At 53.7% G+C, this 22,208-nt stretch carries 18 protein-coding genes; 12 read left to right on the top strand and 6 right to left on the bottom strand.

The genetic code is table 11. The features are described 5' to 3' along the window. Window positions 1-165: 165 nt before the first annotated feature. Entirely contained in the window at window positions 166-738 is a 573-nt protein-coding gene (gene yeiP / locus AACU55_RS22100) for an elongation factor P-like protein YeiP (RefSeq protein WP_015696520.1), read from the bottom strand. Window positions 739-982: 244 nt separating this feature from the next. Here yeiP and AACU55_RS22095 point away from each other — a divergent pair, with 244 nt between their 5' ends. Continuing rightward, the gene (locus AACU55_RS22095) at window positions 983-1,237 is read left to right on the top strand and encodes a YkgJ family cysteine cluster protein (protein ID WP_013574660.1); all 255 of its coding nucleotides are present in this window, start codon (window positions 983-985) and stop codon (window positions 1,235-1,237) included. Here AACU55_RS22095 and AACU55_RS22090 read toward each other — a convergent pair. Next, window positions 1,234-2,448 carry a sugar efflux transporter gene (locus AACU55_RS22090; RefSeq protein WP_013574661.1) on the bottom strand — a complete coding sequence of 405 codons (1,215 nt, stop codon included), beginning with the start codon at window positions 2,446-2,448 and terminating at the stop codon, window positions 1,234-1,236. The genes AACU55_RS22095 and AACU55_RS22090 overlap by 4 nt on opposite strands. Window positions 2,449-2,911: 463 nt before the next feature. On the opposite strand from AACU55_RS22090, the gene fruB reads away from it, so the two are divergent. The 3 genes from fruB to fruA are packed head-to-tail and all read left to right on the top strand — an operon-like array spanning window position 2,912 to window position 6,690. After that, the gene (gene fruB, locus AACU55_RS22085; protein WP_037036140.1) at window positions 2,912-4,042 is read left to right on the top strand and encodes a fused PTS fructose transporter subunit IIA/HPr protein; all 1,131 of its coding nucleotides are present in this window, start codon (window positions 2,912-2,914) and stop codon (window positions 4,040-4,042) included. Next, window positions 4,039-4,974: a 1-phosphofructokinase gene (gene fruK, locus AACU55_RS22080; protein WP_013574663.1), complete on the top strand. Its 936-nt coding sequence runs from the start codon at window positions 4,039-4,041 to the stop codon at window positions 4,972-4,974. Before fruB ends, fruK begins: the two co-directional genes overlap by 4 nt. A 15-nt stretch (window positions 4,975-4,989) precedes the next feature. After that, window positions 4,990-6,690: a PTS fructose transporter subunit IIBC gene (gene fruA, locus AACU55_RS22075; protein ID WP_013574664.1), complete on the top strand. Its 1,701-nt coding sequence runs from the start codon at window positions 4,990-4,992 to the stop codon at window positions 6,688-6,690. 106 nt (window positions 6,691-6,796) lie between these two features. Here fruA and nfo read toward each other — a convergent pair whose 3' ends face one another. Then, window positions 6,797-7,663, bottom strand: coding sequence for a deoxyribonuclease IV (gene nfo / locus AACU55_RS22070; protein WP_013574665.1), 867 nt, complete (start codon window positions 7,661-7,663; stop codon window positions 6,797-6,799). Between the two features lie 90 nt (window positions 7,664-7,753). Next, window positions 7,754-8,860 carry a YeiH family protein gene (locus tag AACU55_RS22065; protein WP_134706123.1) on the bottom strand — a complete coding sequence of 369 codons (1,107 nt, stop codon included), beginning with the start codon at window positions 8,858-8,860 and terminating at the stop codon, window positions 7,754-7,756. A gap of 188 nt (window positions 8,861-9,048) precedes the next feature. On the opposite strand from AACU55_RS22065, the gene yieE reads away from it, so the two are divergent. The 4 genes from yieE (at window position 9,049) to AACU55_RS22045 (ending at window position 13,683) form a co-directional block, all read left to right on the top strand. Further along, the gene (yieE, locus tag AACU55_RS22060; protein WP_013574667.1) at window positions 9,049-9,921 is read left to right on the top strand and encodes a DNA-binding transcriptional regulator YeiE; all 873 of its coding nucleotides are present in this window, start codon (window positions 9,049-9,051) and stop codon (window positions 9,919-9,921) included. A gap of 131 nt (window positions 9,922-10,052) precedes the next feature. Then, window positions 10,053-11,528 (top strand): amino acid permease, encoded by a 1,476-nt coding sequence (locus AACU55_RS22055; protein ID WP_013574668.1) that lies wholly within the window; start codon window positions 10,053-10,055, stop codon window positions 11,526-11,528. 233 nt (window positions 11,529-11,761) lie between these two features. Continuing rightward, entirely contained in the window at window positions 11,762-12,844 is a 1,083-nt protein-coding gene (locus tag AACU55_RS22050; RefSeq protein ID WP_013574669.1) for a FecCD family ABC transporter permease, read from the top strand. Continuing rightward, window positions 12,844-13,683, top strand: coding sequence for an ABC transporter ATP-binding protein (locus tag AACU55_RS22045; RefSeq protein WP_134706122.1), 840 nt, complete (start codon window positions 12,844-12,846; stop codon window positions 13,681-13,683). The genes AACU55_RS22050 and AACU55_RS22045 overlap by 1 nt, the downstream gene beginning before the upstream one ends. 193 nt (window positions 13,684-13,876) lie before the next feature. Here the strand turns inward: AACU55_RS22045 and AACU55_RS22040 are convergent, their stop codons facing one another. Both AACU55_RS22040 and ompC read right to left on the bottom strand, forming a co-directional pair. Next, complete coding sequence (locus tag AACU55_RS22040) at window positions 13,877-14,683, bottom strand: 5'-nucleotidase, lipoprotein e(P4) family (RefSeq protein WP_013574671.1); 807 nt, start codon at window positions 14,681-14,683, stop codon at window positions 13,877-13,879. A gap of 204 nt (window positions 14,684-14,887) precedes the next feature. Then, window positions 14,888-15,997, bottom strand: coding sequence for a porin OmpC (gene ompC, locus AACU55_RS22035; RefSeq protein WP_134706121.1), 1,110 nt, complete (start codon window positions 15,995-15,997; stop codon window positions 14,888-14,890). 324 nt (window positions 15,998-16,321) lie between these two features. Between ompC and dinG the strand changes: the two genes are divergently transcribed. The 4 genes from dinG (at window position 16,322) to AACU55_RS22015 (ending at window position 22,131) form a co-directional block, all read left to right on the top strand. Beyond that, complete coding sequence (gene dinG / locus AACU55_RS22030; protein ID WP_134706120.1) at window positions 16,322-18,496, top strand: ATP-dependent DNA helicase DinG; 2,175 nt, start codon at window positions 16,322-16,324, stop codon at window positions 18,494-18,496. Between the two features lie 45 nt (window positions 18,497-18,541). Further along, window positions 18,542-19,504, top strand: coding sequence for a DNA-binding protein YbiB (ybiB, locus tag AACU55_RS22025; RefSeq protein WP_134706119.1), 963 nt, complete (start codon window positions 18,542-18,544; stop codon window positions 19,502-19,504). A gap of 310 nt (window positions 19,505-19,814) precedes the next feature. Further along, window positions 19,815-20,156 (top strand): zinc ribbon domain-containing protein YjdM, encoded by a 342-nt coding sequence (locus AACU55_RS22020; protein ID WP_013574675.1) that lies wholly within the window; start codon window positions 19,815-19,817, stop codon window positions 20,154-20,156. Window positions 20,157-20,268: 112 nt separating this feature from the next. Then, window positions 20,269-22,131, top strand: a complete 1,863-nt coding sequence (locus AACU55_RS22015; protein WP_112197077.1) for a M3 family metallopeptidase — start codon at window positions 20,269-20,271, stop codon at window positions 22,129-22,131. The last annotated feature ends 77 nt before the right edge of the window (window positions 22,132-22,208 follow it).

Raw genomic sequence — 22,208 nt, 5'->3', positions numbered from 1 at the left:
TTACAGCAACGCAGCGATGCTAAAACTGCCCTCGAGACGTGAGCGTGAATATGTCAGGGAAGTGAGAGAAAAAAGGTCGAAATATCCCTTAAAAAACAATGCCGGTCACCTTAAGTGACCGGCATTACGCCGCAGCGTTCCTTTCAGCAGAGAGCGGGGCGCTGATTAATCCGCGCGCCCCATATAACGACGTTCTGCGATATGAATACGGATTTTGTCGCCAGAACTCAGGTATTCAGGAACCTGAATGTTCAGACCGGTGCTCATGACCGCAGGTTTGGTGCGGGAACTGGCGGAAGCGCCTTTGATGCCCGGTGCCGTTTCCACGATTTCCAGATCCACCGTCTGCGGCATTTCAAGCGCCAGCAGCTGGCTGTCCAGCGTCAGAACCTGCATACCCTGCAAACCTTCTTCAGGGATGAACAGCAGTTCGTCTTCAATCTGCGCCTTATTAAAGGTGTAGGGCGTGAAGTCTTCGTCATCCATAAAGATGTATTCGTCACCATCAACGTAAGAGAAGTTCACTTTACGACGGGTCAGGGTAACGGTATCCAGGATATCGTCGCCTTTGAAGCGCTCTTCCACTTTGCCACCAGTACGAACGTCAGCAAAACGCATTTTGTACAAGGTGCTGGCACCACGGGCGCTCGGGCTCTGAACATCAATATCTTTTACCAGCAGCAATTTGCCGTCGTAGTTCACAACGAAGCCGCGTTTAATTTCGTTAGCACGTGCCATATAAATAACCTGTCAGGAGAGAGATAAATAATTTGCGACACGTTACCCGCGCCGCTGATTTCAGGCAAGCAGATAGCGTAAAAAGAGTCGCGAAAATCCGCTTTATGACGCATATTTTGCGCTTCGCCTGCCGGTATGAAAAATGTTCGGGTTATCGTGTTAAAGAGTCGTAAATATTTCGCTGGTGGCGCATTACGCTGCCTGCTATTGTCGCGGCTCAAAATGAGGCCTGAGGAGGCTGTTGATGGACTGTCGTACTGATTGCGGAGCCTGTTGCATAGCGCCTTCAATTTCCAGCCCGATCCCGGGAATGCCAGACGGTAAGCCTGCCAATACGCGCTGTGTTCAGCTGGCTGATAACTTTCTGTGTAAGATTTTCACCTCACCACTGCGTCCGAAAGTTTGCGCCAGCCTGCAGGCCAGCCGCGAAATGTGCTTTACACATCGCGACCAGGCGCTGACTTATCTGATTCAGCTTGAGGCAGATACCGCGCCTTAAACCACCGCCGCGGGCACGTCTTCCGCCGGTTTATCGACGTTTTTCACATTCCAGATACATAACACCGAACCAATCACCATCGCCAGTGCGGCATAAAATACCGCATGGTATGTCCAGAACTGGGCGATCACCCCGGCCAGCGAACCGGCCAGGATCCAGCCCGCCCGCGTTGAATTGGTAAATAACGTGGTGGCCGCGCCTGCCTGACCCGGCATCAGATCCTGGAAATACAGCATGCCGATCCCGGCCAGAATGCCGATGAAAATTGCGTTCAGCAACTGTAAAGCAATCAGCATTGCCGCACCGGTAGTAAACAGAATGCCGCCGTAGAAAATCACCCCCGCCAGCACAGCGAAACGCATCAGGAAGCGTTTCCCCAACTGTTTAGCCAGATATCCGGCGATCAGCATGGTCGGAATTTCCAGACAGGCTGCACTGCCCATCAGTACCCCTGCCAGTTTTTCCGGCAGACCCAGTTCACGCACCACATACAGCGGCATATTGATCAGATAAATGCTGTTTGCTGCCCACATCAGTGAACAGGCGATGAACAGCATCAGCGTATCACGGCGGTTACGGCGTGGTGCTTCCAGCGTGGCAGTGGTCTTGATGTGCGCCTTGGGCATCGAAGGCAGGAACATCCACACCATTACGCCGCACAGCAAGAAAGCCAGCGTGGCAGCGCAGTACATAAAGGTAAAACCAAAGCCCATCGACAGGGCAAAGGCCAGCGGCGGTCCGACGACCCATGCCAGCGAAACCTGTGCGCGCAAAATGGAGCTGAACATCACGGCTTCGCGACCAGTTTTTTCGGAATGCTCCCGTGCTAACGCGAACATCTGCGGGTTCGCTGTGGAACCAAAGCTCGACAGCAAAACGCCGATGAACAGCAGGATAAAGTAATTACGGTTAAAGGCGAAAAGCACACAAGCCAGCGCACCCAGAATGCAGCAATACAAAATCAGCGTTTTGCGGTCACCGCGTTGATCAGACCAGGTCGCCAGCAACTGGCTGACGAAGATGCCAATCACGGCACTGCCGGTAAAGAAGATACCCACCATAAACGGGCTGACGTGAACCTGAGAAGTGAGGAACAGGCTGAGCGTCGGGGTCTGTAACGCGCCTGCAATGCCGGTAAGGAAGGCGATGATCAGAAAAGCAGTTGACGTCATGTCGGGTAAACGGCGGGCTGACGTTGTAGAAATTCGCATTAGCTAAGTGAACCAGAAGTAGAGGAGGGGACGAAATTTGCGCGAATGTTACGACAGTTTAAAAAAAACAAAAACAGGTTTTGATCATCAAAAATGTAAACCACAGTGAATTTGCCATACTGAATAATAAAACCGCACTTTGTGTCAAAAATGACCGGGTGAGGCGTCGCTTCTTCACCGCAATATTGTCCGCAGAGAAGGGGACAGCTTGCGTCAGCATTTTTCGTCAGCCTGACTTCAGCATTTGCGTTAAGTTATCCGTTTCGGAAAGCTCTCAGAAAGGAAACTGTGCGTAACATCAAAAAATCGTTACGCAAAATCAGGGAAAGCTTGATTTAAATACAGGCCGGATTGAGACTTCTTGAAACGTTTCAGCGTTGTCGGTTTTTCTTCTGAAATCTGATGACGCTCCTTTTTTCTCAGTAAAGCTGAAACGATTCAATTTCAGCAGGAGAGGAGAATTATGTTCCAACTGTCACAGCAAGATATTCATCTCGGTGCGGCTGCCAGCGATAAGCAGGACGCTATTCGCCAGGTTGCAGCAGCACTGACTCAGGCCGGTCGCGTCAGCGCAGGTTATGTAGACGGCATGCTGGCGCGTGAGTTGCAAACCTCTACTTACCTTGGCAACGGCATCGCAATCCCGCATGGCACCACAGATACCCGTGATCTGGTGCTTGATACCGGTGTGCAGGTTTTCCAGTTTCCGCAAGGGATTACCTGGGGCGAAGGCCAGACGGCATATGTCGTGATCGGCATCGCAGCTCGTTCTGATGAACACCTCGGTTTGCTGCGTCAGCTGACGCACGTCTTAAGTGACGACAGCGTGGCTGATCGCCTGGCAAAAACAGATTCCGCTGAAGAATTACGCAGCCTGCTGATGGGCGAAAAAAATGCGGCTGAATTCCTGTTTGATAGCCAGTTGATCGCAGTCGATGTGGCCGCAGAAAACCTGATCACGTTACAGGCGCTGAACGCTGGCCGCCTGAAAGAGATTGGCGCTGTCGATACCGCTTTTGTCAGTGATGTGATCAGCCGTAAACCGCTGAACCTCGGGCAGGGCATCTGGCTGAGCGACAGTACCGAAGGCAACCTGAAAAGTGCTGCAACGGTAAGCCGTGCACAGCAGGCATTTGATCTGGATGGCGAAAAAGTCTCCATGCTGCTGACGATTTCCGTTGCTGACGATCAGCCGCTCGATGTGCTGAACTACCTCAGTGATTTGCTGATTGCCAACAAAGCTGAACGCTTGCTGACGGCAGATTCCGTCGGTGTGCTGGCATTGCTGACCAGCGAAGTCGAAGAACAAGCCAACGTGCTGACCGCTGAATACGTTATCCGTAACGAACACGGCTTGCACGCCCGTCCGGGTACCGCACTGGTGAACGTTATTAAGCAGTTCAGCAGCGAAATCACGGTAACGAATCTTGATGGCAGCGGTAAACCTGCCAACGGCCGCAGCCTGATGAAAGTCGTGGCGCTGGGCGTGAAAAAAGGTCACCACCTGCGTTTTACCGCGAGTGGTGAGGATGCAGAGCTGGCATTAAAAACCATCGGTGAAGCGATTGCTGAAGGTCTTGGGGAGGGCGCATGAGCCGTCGGGTCGCCACTATTACCTTAAACCCGGCCTATGATCTGGTCGGATACTGCCCCGAAATCGAACGGGGTGAAGTCAACCTGGTACAAACCACCGGCCTGCACGCGGCAGGTAAAGGGATTAACGTTGCCAAAGTGCTGAAAGATCTCGGCATCGATGTCACCGTTGGCGGTTTCCTCGGTAAAGAAAATCAGGATGGCTTCCAGCTGTTATTCAGCGATCTGGGTATTGCGAACCGCTTCCAGGTGGTTAATGGCCGCACCCGTATCAATGTCAAACTGACTGAAAAAGATGGTGAAGTCAGCGATTTCAATTTCTCCGGCTTCAACGTCACGCCTGCTGACTGGGAACGTTTCGTAACGGATTCCCTGTCATGGCTGGGCCAGTTCGACATGGTTGCCGTCAGCGGCAGTCTGCCAGCGGGTGTTGATCCTGACGCCTTCACCGACTGGATGAAACGTCTGCGCGCACAGTGCCCGTGCATCATCTTCGACAGCAGCCGTGAAGCGCTGGTTGCCGGTCTGAAAGCCGCGCCCTGGCTGGTGAAACCTAACCGCCGTGAACTGGAAATCTGGGCTGGCCGTAAATTGCCGGAACTGAGCGACGTGGTAGAAGCCGCGCATGCCCTGCGTGATCAGGGGATCGCCCATGTGGTGATTTCTCTGGGTGCTGAAGGTGCATTGTGGGTTAACGCCTCCGGTGCGTGGATCGCTAAACCGCCAGCCTGTGAAGTCGTCAGCACCGTGGGTGCTGGTGATTCCATGGTCGGTGGTCTGATCTACGGTTTGCTGATGCGTGAATCCAGTGAACATACGCTACGACTGGCCACTGCTGTTGCTGCCCTGGCTGTCAGCCAGAGTAATGTCGGTGTCACCGATCGTCCGCAACTCGCGGCGATGATGGCCCGTGTTGATCTGAAACCCTTTTAATCCGCAGGAGTCAGAATGAAAATGCTGCTGATGATAGACAGTTCGCTGGGACAGGCTCGCAGCCAACTGGCAAAAAATTTGCTCGCTGCTGCTGCGGCGAAAGCAGGCCACTCGTTGACCGAACAGGCCGCTGACGCTGATGTAGTGATTGTGGCCGGTGAAACCGTGCCAAACGAACCTGCGCTGGCTGGCAAAAATATTTATACCGGTAATGTGGCTGATGCAGTCCGTGATCCGGAGGCTTTCCTGCAACGCGCTGTGGCTGAAGCTAAACCTTATGTCGCACCTGTTGCGGCAGCCGTTGCCGCTCCGGCTGCCAGCGGTCCGAAACGTATCGTCGCCATCACCGCCTGCCCGACCGGTGTGGCTCACACATTTATGGCTGCGGAAGCGATTGAAACTGAAGCCAAAAAACGTGGCTGGTGGGTCAAAGTTGAAACCCGCGGTTCTGTGGGCGCAGGCAATGCCATCACGCCGGAAGAAGTCGCAGCGGCCGACCTGGTGATCGTCGCGGCTGACATCGAAGTGGATCTGGCGAAGTTTGCCGGTAAGCCGATGTACCGCACGTCTACCGGTCTGGCACTGAAAAAGACCAAACAGGAACTGGACAAAGCGCTGGTTGAAGCTGAAGTGTTTGAGCCGAAATCTCAGGGCGCAGCGACGGGCACCAGGAAGAAAGAAGCGGGCGGCGCAGGCCCATACCGTCACCTGCTGACCGGCGTGTCTTACATGCTGCCAATGGTGGTTGCGGGTGGTCTGTGTATCGCACTGTCATTTGTCTTCGGTATCAAAGCCTTTGAAGTGAAAGGCACGCTGGCGGCGGCATTGATGCAAATCGGTGGCGCTTCAGCCTTCGCGCTGATGGTGCCGGTTCTGGCCGGTTTCATTGCCTTCTCTATCGCTGACCGTCCGGGTCTGACGCCGGGTCTTATCGGCGGCATGCTGGCTGTCAGCACCGGTGCTGGTTTCCTCGGTGGTATCATCGCAGGTTTCCTGGCGGGTTATGTGGCGAAAGCCATCAGCGGCAAGCTGAAATTACCGCAAAGTATGGAAGCGCTGAAACCTATCCTGATTATTCCGCTGGTGGCGAGTCTGATTACCGGCCTGGTGATGATTTATGTGGTCGGTACGCCGGTTGCTAAAATCATGGCGGGTCTGACTGCCTGGCTGCAATCTTTGGGTACAGCCAATGCGGTACTGCTGGGCGCAATTCTCGGTGCGATGATGTGTACCGACATGGGTGGCCCGGTGAACAAAGCTGCTTACGCGTTCGGTGTGGCACTGCTGAGTTCTTCCGTCTATGCACCAATGGCCGCCATCATGGCTGCCGGTATGGTGCCACCTCTGGCGATGGGGCTGGCGACATTGCTGGCGCGTCATAAGTTCGAGCAAAGCGAACGTGAAGGCGGTAAAGCGGCGCTGGTATTGGGCTTGTGCTTTATCTCTGAAGGTGCGATTCCGTTTGCAGCCCGTGACCCGATGCGTGTTCTGCCATGCTGTATCGCAGGTGGTGCACTGACCGGTGCGCTGTCGATGGCATTCCACGCACAACTGATGGCACCACACGGCGGTCTGTTCGTACTGCTGATCCCAGGTGCAATCACGCCGGTTCTCGGTTATCTGGTGGCGATTATCGCCGGTACGGTTCTGGCGGGTGGCGCATACGCGATTCTGAAACGTTCAGATGCTGCGGTAGCCGCGAAAGCTGCTGCATAACAGTAAATCGTTAAAAAACAAAAAGGCGCGACATGTGAATGTCGCGCCTTTTTTATTGCGCCTTCCCTTCGCAGGGGAGGGAGCCGACCGGAATTTACGGTAAAAACTACGCCGCGGCTTCGTCATTCTCGGCAGTCTGCTGCGCTTTCAGCCAGGCGATTTCATCTTTCCAGATATCCGGATTGACAGTTTCGAGGATCATCGGGATGCCGTCGAACCGCGCGTCTTTCATGATCCAGCTAAATACGGTATTGCCGATATTGCCTTCGCCAAGGCTGTGGTGGCGGTCGACGCGGCTGTTGAACTCACTTTTCGCGTCGTTGAGGTGCATACCACGCAGATATTGAAAACCAACCACCTCTTCAAAGTGCTTAAAGGTTTTCTCGCATTCTTCTGCCGTGCGCAGGTCATAACCTGCAGCAAAGGCATGGCAGGTATCGATACAGACGCCAACGCGGCTTTTGTCTTCCACGCCTTCAATAATTTTGGCCAGATGCTCGAAGCGGAAGCCAAGATTGCTGCCCTGACCGGCGGTGTTTTCGATAACCGCAGTCACGCCTTTGGTTTTATCCAGCGCAATGTTCAGGGATTCAGAAATCAGCGCCAGGCATTTATCTTCTTCGATTTGCATCAGGTGGCTGCCCGGATGGAAATTCAGCAGCGAAAGGCCCAGCTGTTCGCAGCGTTGCAACTCATCAAGAAACGCCTCGCGGGATTTCTCCAGCGCTTCGGTGACCGGATGACCAAGGTTGATCAGGTAGCTGTCGTGCGGCAAAATCTGATTGCTTTGGTAACCGTATTTTTCACAGGCCACTTTGAATTTTTCGATGACGTCTTCCGGCAACGGTGCGGCTTTCCACTGACGCTGATTCTTGGTGAAAAGCGCAAAAGCCGTGGCTTCCAGCTCGTGTGCCCTCAGAACCGCCTGATCGACACCCCCGGCCGCACTCACGTGTGCTCCCACAAACTTCATTTTTGCTCCTCAGTTATTCATCGCGTTTATGGACAAATGATAGCGCCTCCGGGCAGGAGGCGCAGCACTGAAGTGTTAAAAGCAGCAATATCAGCCAAAAAGATGCTGAACCAGTTGGTTGATACCGGCACCGCCGACAATCAGCCAGATAAACAGCAACGCCGCCAGCAGCATCGGTTTAAGCCCCGCCTGACGCAGTGCGCTCATGTGGGTGGTCAGCCCGAGCGCCGCCATCGCCATCGCCAGCAGCACGGTATCGAGCGTAATCAGCGACGGGATCCAGCTGTGTGGCAAAATATTCAGCGAGTTGAATGCTGCCACCAGAATAAACAGCAGGGCAAACCATGGGATAGTTATATTGCGCATGCCCGCATTCTGGCCACCTTGTTGTACCTCTTTACGTGACTTCCAGCCAGAGAGCAGCAGCAGGAATGGTGCCAGCATCATGACGCGGATCATCTTGGCGATCACTGCCGCGTTTTCCGCATCCGGGCTGACACCCTGACCGGCCGCCACGACCTGCGCCACTTCGTGCACCGTCGAACCGGTGTAAATGCCGAACTGAGCAGCGGTAAAACTCAGCCAGTGATACTGCGCATTCAGATGCCATAACCACGGATACAGAAAGATGGCGGCTGTCCCGAAGATAACGACAGTGGCGACTGCAACCGTCACTTTCTCTGCTTTGGCATTCAGCACCGGTTCCGTCGCCATCACCGCCGCTGCGCCACAGATGCTGCTGCCTGCGCCAATCAGCATCGCGGTATCGCGATCCAGTTTAAACACCCGCTGTCCAAGCCAGCAGGCGAGGGCGAAAGTGGAACACAACATCAGCGCGTCGATCACAATACCGGTCGCGCCGACATCGGCGATTTGTGCGAAGGTCAGCCGCAAGCCGTAAAGGATAATCCCCAGACGCAACAGACGTTGTTTCGCCAGCGTCACGCCGTCTTCGCACCAGGGTTTTGCCGCCGGATATACCGTATTGCCGACCACCATGCCGATGACAATCGCCAGCGTCAGCGCGCTCAGGCCGAGATGACTCAGTGCGGGAATATCGCTCAGCCAGAGCGCGAGTGCAGTGATCACGCCGGTCAGCGCCAGGCCGGGTAACACGCGGCCAAAGCCCGACAAACGGGGTAAAGGGCGTTTATCCGCCGTCTTTTTATTTTCATTTTTAAGCGCAAGTGTACTCATTGTCCGTTCCTCGTTCAGGAGTGATGAAACAAGGCTACGCCGCGCTTATATAAAAATGAAATAGATTATTACTTTATAACCTAGCTGTAAAACTGGTATAAAACCTTCATTCAAAAGAGGCCTGCAAGGCAAGGGTCTATACTTAAAGCACAGCGTGCTGTCAGGCGCGTGAGAATAGCGGGACATTTATGCACATAACATTGCGACAACTTGAAGTTTTCGCCGAGGTGCTGAAAAGCGGTTCGACCACGCAGGCGTCGGTTGTGCTTTCATTATCACAATCGGCGGTCAGTGCGGCGCTGGCCGATATCGAAGGGCAGCTTGGCGTGCAGTTATTTGACCGTGTCGGGAAGCGGCTGGTAATTAATGAGCATGGGCGTTTACTGTATCCGAAAGCGCTGGCGTTGCTCGAACAGGCGGGCGAAATCGAGCGACTGTTCAATCACGATAACGGTTCGCTGCGCATCGGCGCGAGCAGCACCATCGGCAACTATATGCTGCCGGCGATGATCGCGGATTACCGCCTGGATTTCCCCAATACGCCGCTGGAGCTGAATGTCGGTAATACCAATGATGTTATTAACGCGGTGGCGGATTTTCGTGTCGATCTCGGTCTGATCGAAGGCCCGTGTCAGATGCCGGAACTGATCACCCAGCCCTGGCTGGATGATGAACTGGTGGTGTTTGTCGCGCCGGAAAATCCGCTGGCAGGGCGGGTCGTTTCGCTGGAATCGCTGGCGCGTGAACCCTGGATCCTGCGCGAGCGTGGTTCCGGTACCCGTGAGGTGTTAGATCATCTGTTGTTGCCTCAGTTGCCGGATTTTAACCTGGTGATGGAACTGGGGAATTCCGAGGCCATTAAGCACGCTGTACGGCATGGCATCGGGATCAGTTGCCTCTCGCGGCGGGTGATTTCTGAGCAGCTGAGCAGCGGTTCACTGGTGGAAATCCGGCTGCCCGTCGCGCCGCTGGTGCGTAAGCTTTACCTGATTCATCACCGGCAAAAACATATCTCCGGCGCATTATCACGTTTTCTAACCTATTGTCGCGAAGCCCAATAACGGTCTTTCACTAATGATCTGCGGCCAGTTATGAAGGTGTCTTATAACAGGTCGTTCCTGCTATTCAGAGCGGCAGGTTTTGCTACAATCCGCGCTTAAATTTGCACATGACGAGCGGATATAGGGAAAAAATGGCTCAACAACCTACAAAAAATACGCAGGTGGCTCCCACACTGCGTCGCGAGCTGAAGGCACGTCACTTAACGATGATCGCCATAGGCGGTTCAATTGGTACGGGGTTATTCGTTGCATCAGGTGCGACAGTTTCCCAGGCAGGTCCGGGTGGGGCGCTGCTTTCCTACGCATTAATCGGCATCATGGTTTACTTCCTGATGACCAGCCTCGGTGAGCTGGCGGCGTTCATGCCGGTTTCCGGTTCATTCTCCACTTACGGCTCCCGTTATGTTGAAGAAGGCTTCGGTTTCGCACTGGGCTGGAACTACTGGTATAACTGGGCAGTCACCATCGCGGTTGACCTGGTGGCCTCACAACTGGTGATGAATTACTGGTTCCCGGACACGCCGGGCTGGATCTGGAGCGCCTTGTTCCTTGGTCTGATTTTCCTGCTCAACTACATTTCCGTGCGCGGTTTTGGTGAGGCGGAATACTGGTTCTCGCTGATCAAAGTGGTTACCGTCATCATCTTTATCGCCGTTGGTGTCCTGATGATCACCGGCATTATGCGCGGTGCTGAAACGGCGGGCTGGCATAACTGGGCCATCGGTGATGCGCCGTTTGCAGGCGGATTTGCCTCGATGATAGGCGTGGCGATGATTGTCGGTTTCTCCTTCCAGGGCACTGAACTGATCGGGGTGGCGGCGGGCGAATCTGAGAATCCGGGCAAGAATATTCCGCGCGCGGTGCGTCAGGTTTTCTGGCGTATTCTGCTGTTCTATATTCTGGCGATTCTGGTGATCAGCCTGATCATTCCTTATACCGACCCGAATCTGTTGCGTAATGAAGTCGGCGATATCTCGGTAAGCCCGTTCACGCTGGTATTCCGTAATGCGGGTCTGTTATCAGCGGCAGCGGTAATGAATGCTGTGATCCTGACGGCGGTACTGTCAGCCGGTAACTCCGGAATGTACGCTTCCACCCGCATGTTGTTTACCCTGGCGAGCGAAGGCAAAGCGCCGCGCATATTCGCTAAGCTGTCGAAAGGGGGTGTGCCGCGTAACGCGCTGTATGCCACCACTATCGTGGCGGCGTTGTGTTTCCTGAGCTCAATGTTTGGTAATCAGACCGTTTACCTGTGGCTGCTGAACACGTCGGGCATGACCGGTTTCATCGCCTGGCTGGGGATTGCTGTCAGCCATTACCGTTTCCGTCGCGGTTATGTCTTACAGGGCCGTGATCTGAAGAGACTGCCTTATCTGTCAGGTTTCTTCCCGTTCGGCCCGGTTTTCGCCTTTGTGTTGTGTCTGATCATTACGCTGGGCCAGAACTATCAGGCATTCCTGAAAGACACCATTGACTGGGGTGGCGTAGCGGCGACTTACATTGGCTTGCCACTGTTCCTGATCATCTGGTTCGGCTACAAGCTGAGCAAAGGCACTAAAGTGGTGAAATACAGCGAAATGGAATTCCCGGATCACGTCGATAAGTAACAGACCCCGATTTCCATGGCATGAAAAAGCGGAGCTCAGGCTCCGCTTTTTCATGCCTGCGATTCACGCCAGAAGCCCCCTTACGTCATGCTTTGTTACGCCCTTGTTTACTTTGAATGTCTGATAGGTTTTGCAAAACACATTGATAATTATTATCATTTATTTCCTTCCTACGGGAACCCCAGAACATGTTCTCCCGCCGTAAGTTTTAACTTAATGAGATTGAAGCGAAAATGAGTGCAACTACCGAACCCACCCTGAGGGTGAACGTCAACGCCGAAGACAGCGTTATGGGGCGATACCAGAATATCGTGCGCCGCCGTCTGTTAGTTATGCTGATCCTGGTACTGGCGATTGTCGTTTCACTGGTGATTGATTTCATTATGGGGCCTTCGGGGTTATCGCTCGGCACATTGTGGAAAACGCTGTTTGACGCCGCAGCGGCGGATCCGGGCACGCGGGTGATTGTCTGGGATATTCGTCTGCCTTACGCGCTGATGGCGGTGGCGGTCGGTATGTCACTGGGCCTTGCCGGTGCTGAAATGCAGACTATCCTCAATAACCCGCTGGCCAGTCCGTTTACGCTGGGCGTGTCTTCTGCTGCGGCGTTTGGTGCGGCGCTGGCGATTGTGCTTGGCATTGGTATTCCGGGCGTGCCGGATCAATGGTTTATCTCCGCCAACGCCTTCATTTTTGCTTTATTTGCTGCACTGATGCTCGACGGTATCACCCGCTGGACGCGCGTTGCCAGCTCCGGTGTGGTGCTGTTTGGTATCGCACTGGTCTTTACCTTCAACGCACTGGTTTCGCTGATGCAGTTTATCGCCACCGAAGACACCTTACAGGGGCTGGTTTTCTGGACGATGGGCAGCCTGGCGAGGGCGTCGTGGGTGAAACTCGGCGTGATGGTGCTGGCATTCCTGATTTTATTGCCGTGGTCGATGATGAGCGCGTGGAAACTCACCGCGCTGCGTCTGGGTGAAGATCGTGCCGTCAGTTTTGGTATCGACGTGCGTCGCCTGCGCCTCGGTACGTTACTGCGCATCAGTATTCTTTCCGCACTGGCGGTGGCTTTCGTCGGGCCGATCGGTTTTATCGGGCTGGTGGCGCCGCATATCGCCCGCCTGATGTTTGGTGAAGATCACCGTTTTTATCTGCCCGCCAGTGCGCTGATTGGCGCGCTGGTGTTGTCGATGGCGTCGGTAGCCTCTAAAAATCTGGTGCCGGGCGTCATTATTCCTGTCGGTATCGTGACGTCTCTGGTTGGCGTGCCGTTCTTCCTGAGTATTATTCTGCGCCACCGGGGGAACATCTGATGTCTGCGATGTTAGAAACGCATCCTGAAGATTTACTGAATGCTGCTACGCAGGGCCTGCAAATCCGCGATTTCAACGCCGGATATCCGAAGCGCCGCGTGATCCGCAATCTGAATGTACCGATGTTGCCACGCGGGAAAATTACCGTTCTTCTCGGGCCAAATGGCAGCGGCAAGTCGACGCTGCTGCGTTCTCTCGCCGGGCTTAACCGTGCGGAAGGGCAGCTGATGCTCGACGGACACGATTTAATGCCGATGCCGTTTGCACGACGTGCAGAGCAGGTGGTGTATCTGCCGCAAACTCTGCCTGCGGGCGTACATCTGCATGTGCTGGAATCCATTATCGTGGCGCAGCGCGCGTCCGGCGGCGGTAAAGGCAAGAATGCGGAAGGTACCGACACAGTGATGGCGCTTTTGCGTCAGTTGGGTATCGAACATCTGGCGCTGAGTTATCTCGATCAGCTTTCCGGTGGTCAGAAGCAACTGGTTGGCCTGGCACAATCGCTGATCCGTCAGCCGTCATTACTCCTGCTGGACGAACCGCTCAGCGCACTCGATCTCAACTACCAGTTCCATGTCATGGATCTGGTGCGCAAGGAAACGCAGAAACGCAATATCGTGACAGTGGTTGTGGTGCATGACATCAATATCGCCCTGCGTCATGGCGACCGCGTGCTGATGCTTAAAGACGGCAATCTGATTGCCGATGGCGAGCCGGAAGACGTGATCACTGCCGACAGTCTGGCGCGGGTCTACGGCGTGCGCGGCAGAATTGAGCGCTGCTCGCAGGGGACACCGCAGATATTGATCGATGGGTTAGTGGGGAATCCGGAGATTTAACGCGATGTCCTGACAAAAGGCAGACATTACTCAGGCTTTCACCGTTCCGCTCCCTCCCCTGCGAAGGGGAGGGCTGGGGTGGGGTATTAAAGCAAAAACGTTGGGTGAAGTTTCCGCTCAGGCAATTGATTTACAGTCTAAAACCCCCTCCCAACCTCCCCCTTCGCAGGGGGAGGAGCAAACCGCAACGGGCTTATTTCCCGCTCCACGCCTTCAAATTCTGCTCCCGCGCTGACAGTTTCTGCTCAGGCGTCAGCTTGTTGTAATCCTTCGCCAGACCACTTTCCCAGTCACCGTACAGCGGATTTGGCAGCACGATATATTGTGTACCGAAGTGCTGATGGTTCTGATTCACAAACGCCCGACGCTGCTCGTTGCCCTGATGGTAGGTGGCAGAACCAAAGTCATTCAGGTTGTCGCCGATGTAAATCACCACGTGATAACCCGCGGCTTTGATGGAATCAAAACGTGCCTGCTTGTTGGAGGTATCAGAACTCAGCAGCATGGTTTTTTCATTGGCGCCGGTAAAGCCCAGACGGTTCATATTGTCCAGTGTCGCGGCGTATTCGCTGGTTTTGCGATTGGACACGTAGAACATCGTGCCGCCGTGAGTGTTGACATAATTAGCGAATTCAACCGCACCGGGAACGGCTGTTGCCTGGCGGGCTGCTGTCCACTGAGACCAGGTCTTGCTGTCGAATGGCTTGTTCGCTTTGACCTGCCACGCACTGTATGCGCTGTTATCGAGCATGGTTTCATCGAGGTCAACGACAACCGCTTTCTTCTGGCCAGCCAGAGGCTGCGCCTGATCGAAAGCCATTTTGGCCGTGTTAAATGCCTGATAAGCCAGCGCCTGATATTCACCGGATTGCTGGAACCAGTTCAGTGCCATGACGGACTGATCGTTCAGCTTCTGCTGGGCATCGGTTTTTTGCTGCGCACAGCCACTGAGGGCCAGCATGATTAAAGCACTGGTGGTGCAAAGCGAAATTTTATTCATTGGTTGTCCCTATGCTTGTTACGAAGGATTCGCATTCATGAAAATCGTTAAAACTTTAGCAGATTCAGCGGGGTGTGAAAGAATAAATGATGAGTTACGCGAGATGTGCCGGAAAATGACAGAAATGAAAAAGGCCGGATGGTGAGTCCGGCCAAAAAAAATCAAAGACAGAGAAATAACAATGAGGGGGTAAAACGCTTAAATTTAGAACTGATAAACCAGGCCAACGGCAGTGATATCGTCGTTGTTCAGAGCCAGTTTATTGTCGTCAGACAGTTGGTTGATTTTATAATCAACATACGCAGACATATTTTTGTTGAAATAATAGGTCGCGGCTACGTCAACATATTTAACCAGGTCGGCATCACCGATATTCTCAATATCTTTCGCTTTAGTCTGGACATAACCCAGTGAAGGGCGCAGGCCATTTTCAAACTGATATTGTGCAACAGCTTCGAAGGTTTGTGTTTTATTCGCAAAACCGCTGCCAGCCGGTGCGCCTGCAATTCCGCCAGGGACGGTGATTGCCACCATATTACGGGTTTCAGCATACATTGCGGCTAAATAAACGCCATTTGCGTCATATTTCATGCCGCCAGTCCATGCGTCTGCTTTATCACCTTTGCCGTAAGTGGAATTACTCTGAGCAGTTGTGCGGTCAGAAGAAGCATAGGCACCACCCAGGCTCACGCCGGTGTCACCCAGTGCGTAAGTGGTGGAAAGTGCATAACCGTCGCCGTTAGCAGTGCTGCTGCTGCGACCGTCGTTTTCATTTTTGCCCTGGTACTGAACGGCAACGTTCAGACCGTCAACCAGGCCGAAGAAGCCACGGTTACGGTAGGTGGCTACGCCGTTGGTACGGCCAGTCATGAAGCGGTCAGCCTTGGTATAACCGTCGCCGCCGAATTCAGGGAACATATCGGTCCAGGCTTCAACGTCGTACAGCGCACCGTAGTTACGGCCATAGTCGACGGAACCGTATTGACCGAATTTCAGGCCAGCGAAGGCCAGACGGGTTTTGGTGCCGGTGGTGCTTGGCGTTTTGCTGTCAGATTCAGCATGGTTAGCCATGACGTTGTATTCCCACTGGCCGTAGCCGGTGATCAGGTCATTAATTTGTGTCTGGCCTTTAAAACCGAAACGAATATAACTCTGGTCGCCGTCATTGCTGGCAGCGTCAGAGAAGTAATGCAGACCTTTCACTTTACCGTACAGGTCCAGTTTATTGCCGTCTTTATTATAAACTTCCGCTGCGTGTGCGCCTGATGCAATCAATAAACCAGGAATTAAAAGTGCCAGAATATTACGTTTCATGAATTTTTACCCTGCATTTTCTATTAAAAGCTTTTTGGGAAAGCTTTATATGAAGTCTTATGGAAAGACGCTAATCACCATTTTTTGCTGTGCATTCCGTGTGGACTCGGATTTTTCTCAGCGAGAGTTTTTTACCGTATTTTTGTGATCAATTTATGACAGTCAGAAATGAACTTTTTCTTTTTTTACACATCCTCCGTTTTTTCTGCACAATTTTCGTTCACCCGTAAGGAGGAGGAATTGAGATTTCGGGCTGCGCCGGAAGCGGGTCTGTGTGACAATAGCCCCGACATTCCTGTCTCACTTCCAACAAAAAAGAGATGCATGGCGCTTTCCCCCGCAGTAAAAAATCAGATAAGCCAGTGGTACAAAGCCCTGCAACAGCAAATCCCGGACTTCATTTCCCGCGCTCCGCAACGTCAGATGATTGCAGAGGTGGCGAAAGCGTTCTCGGGGGATTCTGCACGGCATCTGGCCATTGAGGCACCAACCGGCGTCGGGAAAACGCTGTCCTATCTGATCCCCGGCATTGCCGTCAGCCGCGAGGAAGAAAAACCGCTGATTGTCAGCACCGCCAACGTGGCGTTGCAGGATCAGATTTTCAGTAAAGATCTCCCGCTGCTAAAAAAAATTATTCCGGATCTGAAATTCACCGGCGCATTCGGGCGTGGCCGTTATGTCTGCCCGCGTAATCTGGCGGCGATGAGTAACGAGAATGCGCAGGGCGACCTCGGGTTATTCCTCGGCGATGAACTGGCGCCTTCCAGCGGCGAAGAACAGAAACTCTGTAAAACGCTGGAAACCGCGTTGTCCCGCTACGAGTGGGACGGATTGCGCGATCATTACCAGAAAACCATCGACGATCCGCTGTGGATAAAAATCAGCACCGACAAAGCCAACTGCCTCAGCCGTAACTGCCACTATTTCCGTGAATGCCCGTATTTTGTGGCGCGCAAAGAGATTGAAAGTGCCGATGTGGTGGTGACTAACCACGCGCTGGTGATGGCTGCGCTGGAATCGGAATCGGTGCTGCCGCCGGCGAAAGATCTGCTGCTGGTGCTTGATGAAGGCCATCATTTGCCGGAAGTGGCGCGTGATGCGCTGGAAGTCGAGGCCGAAATCACTGCGGTGTGGAATAACCTGCAACTGGACAACTTTGTGCGGCAGATTGAGCAATGTCTGGCGCTGTTCACCCCGAAAAATCCGCCGCCGCTGACCCATGCTGAACGCCTGCATAACCACTGTGCCGAAATGCGCGAACTGCTGCTGCTGATCGAGCAAGCGGTCAGCCAGCATCTGCCGCCTGCAGAACCGGAAGCCGAATACCGTTTCGAGCTGGGCGTCTTACCCCCTGAACTGACCGAACAGTGCAGCCGCCTGTTTAAACTCACCGATGGCCTGCGCAGCCTGGCAGAATACATGGTGAATGACCTCAGCGAGAAAACCGGCAAGCACGATATTATGCGTTTACACCGCGCGATTCTGCATATGAGCCGCATGCAGGGGTATCTCGAAACCATGAGCAAACTGTGGCGGCTGGCGGCGCTGGACAAGGCCTCGAATGCGCCAATTGGCAAATGGGTAACGCGTTCGTATTTCGATAACCAGACACATCTGGTGTTTCATTGCGCGGGGATCCGCGTCAGCGAACAGCTGGAAAAAATGCTGTGGCGCAAAGTGCCGCATGTGGTGATCACTTCCGCGACATTGCGCTCGCTGAACAGTTTTTCCCGGCTTCAGGAAATGAGCGGGCTGACGGAAAAAGCCGGTGACCGGTTTGTCAGCCTGGATTCGCCGTTTAATCACGTCGAGCAGGGCAAGCTGGTCATTCCGCAAATGACCCTCGAACCGGTGATGGCCAATGAGGCCACGCATATTCAGGAAATGGCAGATTTCTTCCGCGCTGAACTGGCGAAAGGGGGGCATACCGGCCAGCTGGTATTGTTTGCCAGCAACCGTGCGTTACAGCAGTTTGTGGCGCTGTTACCGGATTTACGCCTGATGTTGCTGGTGCAGGGCGATCAGCCGCGCTACCGGCTGGTCGAGGAGCACCGTAAACGCGTCGCTGCGGGCACCACCAGCGTACTGATTGGCCTGCAATCGTTCGCCGAAGGGCTGGACCTGAAAGGGGAACTGCTGACGCAGGTACATATCCATAAGATCGCTTTCCCCCCTATCGACAGTCCGGTTATTCTGACGGAAGGTGAATGGCTGAAAACGCTGAAACGCTATCCGTTTGAAGTGCAGAGTTTGCCCAGCGCGTCATTCAATCTGATCCAGCAGGTCGGGCGACTGATCCGCAGCCATGAATGTACTGGCGAAATCGTGATTTACGATAAGCGCCTGTTGACAAAAAGTTACGGTGCACGCCTGCTGGCGGCATTGCCGGTATTCCCGATTGAACAGCGCGAAATGCCAGCGCCCGGTTCAGTGAAGCGCCCCGATATTCTCAAGACCGCGAAGAAAGACCCGGTTCGTCGCCGTGCGCGCAGACGATAACTTCTTTGCACTGACACATGATTGCACAGACAAGGTAAGGCTACGATGGATTACACCAAACTCATCAAAGAAGTGGGACGGGGCAAAAATCACGCCCGCGATTTGAACCGTGAGCAGTCGCATGCGTTGTATCGCCACATGCTGGCGGGCGAGGTGCCGGATCTGCAACTCGGTGCGCTGCTGATTGCGTTTCGTATCAAAGGCGAAGCGGAAGAAGAAATGCTCGGTTTTTATCAGGCGATGGACGAGTGCGTGATGCGCCTTCAGCCACCGGCTGATCGTCCGCTGCCGGTCGTGATCCCAACCTATAACGGTGCACGTAAACAGGCGAATCTGACGCCGCTGCTGGCTATCCTGCTCAGCCGTCTCGGCTTGCCAGTGCTGGTGCATGGTGTGGATGAAGATCCGACCCGCATCACCAGTGCTGAGATTTTTCGCGCGCTCGGCATCCGCGCAGCACAAAGCCAGCAGGACGCACAACAGCTTTCAGATGCGGCTGACGCACCGGTATTTGTGCCGATCTCCGTACTTTGCCCGCCAGTCGAAAAACAGCTCGCGTTGCGCTGGCAAATGGGGGTGCGGAACAGCAGCCATACTCTGGCGAAACTTATCACGCCGTTTACCGGTCAGGATTCCCTGCGTTTATCGAGTGTTTCGCACCCTGAATACGTGCAGCGTGTTTCCTCGTTCTTCTGCCAGATTGATGGCCGTGCGCTCCTGACGCAAGGCACCGAAGGGGAAGTGTACGCGAACCCTTCACGTTTTCCGCAGACGCACTTTATCGCCGGTGGCGGACAGCGCGTACTGGCCGAAAAAGAAGAGATTTTCGGTGCGGACGTGCCGGCCTCGAAAGACGTAGCGACCACCGTCGAATACATCAATCAGTGTCTGAATGGCGAGCGCGCGATCCCGCAGGCGATCATCACGCAACTGGCGTGTTGTCTGGTGGCCGCAGAGGTTTGTGACGATATGGTTGAGGCCAGAATGATTGTGGATCAGATTTTTTAACCGAACTCGATCCGCTCCCTCCCTGCGAAGGGGAGGGTTGGGGTGGGGTATTAAGGTCAAAATCAGGCGTTTACGTGTGCATAAGCATGGGTTTCGCCTTTAATACCCTCTCCCGGCCTCCCCCTTCGCGAGGGGAGGAGTTAAAAAACTGCCTGTATTCCTCTATAAATCCTGCGTTTAAGTCCGGCTCAGCTCCCCAAAAAATCCGTTACCCTGTTCAAAAGTGTGGTTAACCGCTAAAATAGAGAAACTACGAAATTTATTTCATGATTTTATTCGTTTTTTTATAAAATTTTATGGGGATTTAAATATGGAAACTTTACCAGCTTGCCCGACGTGTCAATCCGAATTCACCTGGCAGGACGGCGAAATGCTTAACTGCCCTGAATGTGGACATGTCTGGTCGATGAACAGTGATGCTGCGGCAGATGATGATGTACTGAAAGTGGTGGATGCCAACGGCAATCTGCTGGCGGATGGCGATTCTGTCACCGTGATCAAAGACCTGAAAGTGAAAGGCAGTTCTTCGATGCTGAAAATCGGCACCAAAGTGAAAGGCATTCGTTTAGTCGAAGGCGATCACAATATCGATTGCAAAATTGATGGTTTCGGCCAGATGAAACTCAAATCTGAGTTTGTTAAGAAAAACTGATCTCCGCACCCTCCTGCCTGACGTTCAAAAGCGGTTTTGCCATATCGACATAACCGCTTTGCGAACATACACTCAATGCATAATCTCGTTAACTTTCAGCAGAGAAGAATGCATGAAACAGGCTCAGGACTACTTTAACGCCCTCAATCGCGATTACCTCAAAGTTCATCAGGACAAAGAAAATTTGTTCTGGCAACACTATATGGGCACCGGTGATGACACTGTTTCTGCGGCTTTCTCCGCTGCTGAAACGGCGTACAAACGTTTTATCGCCCAACCTTCCCGCCCGCAGGAATTACGTGATGCGATTGCCCGCGTCGAAAAAGAATCCGCCAGCGAGGCGCGTGATGCCTTACTGCACGGTCTGCGTGGCTGGCTGAATTTCTTTGACTGCAACGTGATTGAAGACCCTAAAGCACAGGCGCTGCTGGATGAAATTATTCAGGCGGAATCGGCGCTGTTCGGCAAACGTAAGCAGTACCGCATGACGCACATCAACAGCAAAGGCGAGCGCGTTAATGCCTCCCTTGGCGAGCTACTGACCAATCAGGCGAATAACGAAAATGAAGTCTACCGCCGGAGTTCGCAGAATGCATTGCGCGAACTGGAAGACTGGCTGCTGCATAACGGATTGCCTGAGCTGATCGGCTTGCGTAACCGTTTTGCGCGTCAGCTCGGTTACCGCAACTACTTCGATTATAAAGTGAATAAAACCGAGCGCATGTCGCCGGAACAGTTATTCGCCATCCTCGATCGTTTCGAAGAGCAAACCCGCGAAAGCAACACCCGCAGCCTCAATGAACTGGTCGCGCGTGAAGGCGACGCCGCACTATTGCCATGGAATATCCGCTTCGCCAGCGCCGGTGACGTCACCCGCCAGCTCGATCCTTACTTCCCGTTCGCTGATTCCCTGCGTCGCTGGATAGACAGCTTCAAGCGCCTGAATATCGGCTTTAACGGCGCAGAAATGCAGCTGGATTTGCTGGTACGCGAAGGCAAGTTTGAAAATGGTTTTATGCACGGGCCGGTGCCGCCGTTCTATGACAACGGCAAATGGGTGCCAGCAGTGATTAACTTCACCAGCCTGGCGAAACCTGATCAGATTGGCAGTGGCGCGAATGGTCTGAATACGCTGTTCCATGAAGGCGGCCATGCGGCGCACTTCGCCAATATCCGCCAGAATGCGCCATGCTTCTCGCAGGAATTCCCGCCGACGTCCATGGCCTATGCGGAAACGCAATCCATGTTTTGCGACAGCCTGCTGGAAGATGCTGACTGGCTGAAACGTTATGCGAAAAATACCGCAGGTGAACCGGTGCCGGATGAACTGATCCGCGCCAGTATTGAAGCCCGTCAGCCGATGCGTTCCTTCAATGAACGTCACATTCTGCTGGTGCCGTATTTCGAGTGGCAGCTTTATCAGTGGCCGGATGAGAAACGCACGCCGGAAGCGATGACCGCGCTGGCGCGTGATGTCGAAACCCATATTCTGGGCGTCACCGGCAGTCCGCGTCCGACGCTCGCTATCCCGCATCTGCTTTCCATGGAATCCGCCTGTTCGTATCAGGGCTATCTGCTGGCGATGATGGCCGTGGAACAAACCCGCGCTTTCTTCCTGAAACGCGATGGTTATCTGACCGACAATCCGGCCATCGGCCCGGATCTGGCGAAGCATTACTGGACGCCAGGTAACAGCGTCAGTCACGACGATACCTTGCGCAGCCTGACCGGCGAGGGGTTCAATCCGGATTATCTGGCGCAGGCCTGTAATCAGACCGTGGATGCGGCGTGGCAGGAAGCGCAGCAGACCATTGAAAAGGCATCAAAACGTGAGCAACCTGAAGCGGATTTCGATCTGAATGTGCATATCCGCGTGGTGGATGGTGCGTTGATCCTCGCTGACAGTGCCGACGGTGATGACGCGATGTGTCAGGATTTTGCGGATTTCGTTGAACAGAACTACGGTAGAAAATAGTTACAGCAAAAAATAAATATCATGCGTAAAAAAGCCACCGGCAGGGTCAACGTGCGGTGGCTTTTTTTTTGTCTTAC

The sequence above is a fragment of the Rahnella sp. CJA17(1/100) genome, assembly GCF_963881615.1.
GTDB classification, from domain to species: Bacteria; Pseudomonadota; Gammaproteobacteria; order Enterobacterales; family Enterobacteriaceae; genus Rahnella; species Rahnella aceris.
Note: the sequence above shows the minus strand (reverse complement) of the source record. Positions and strands in the feature narration are given on the sequence as shown.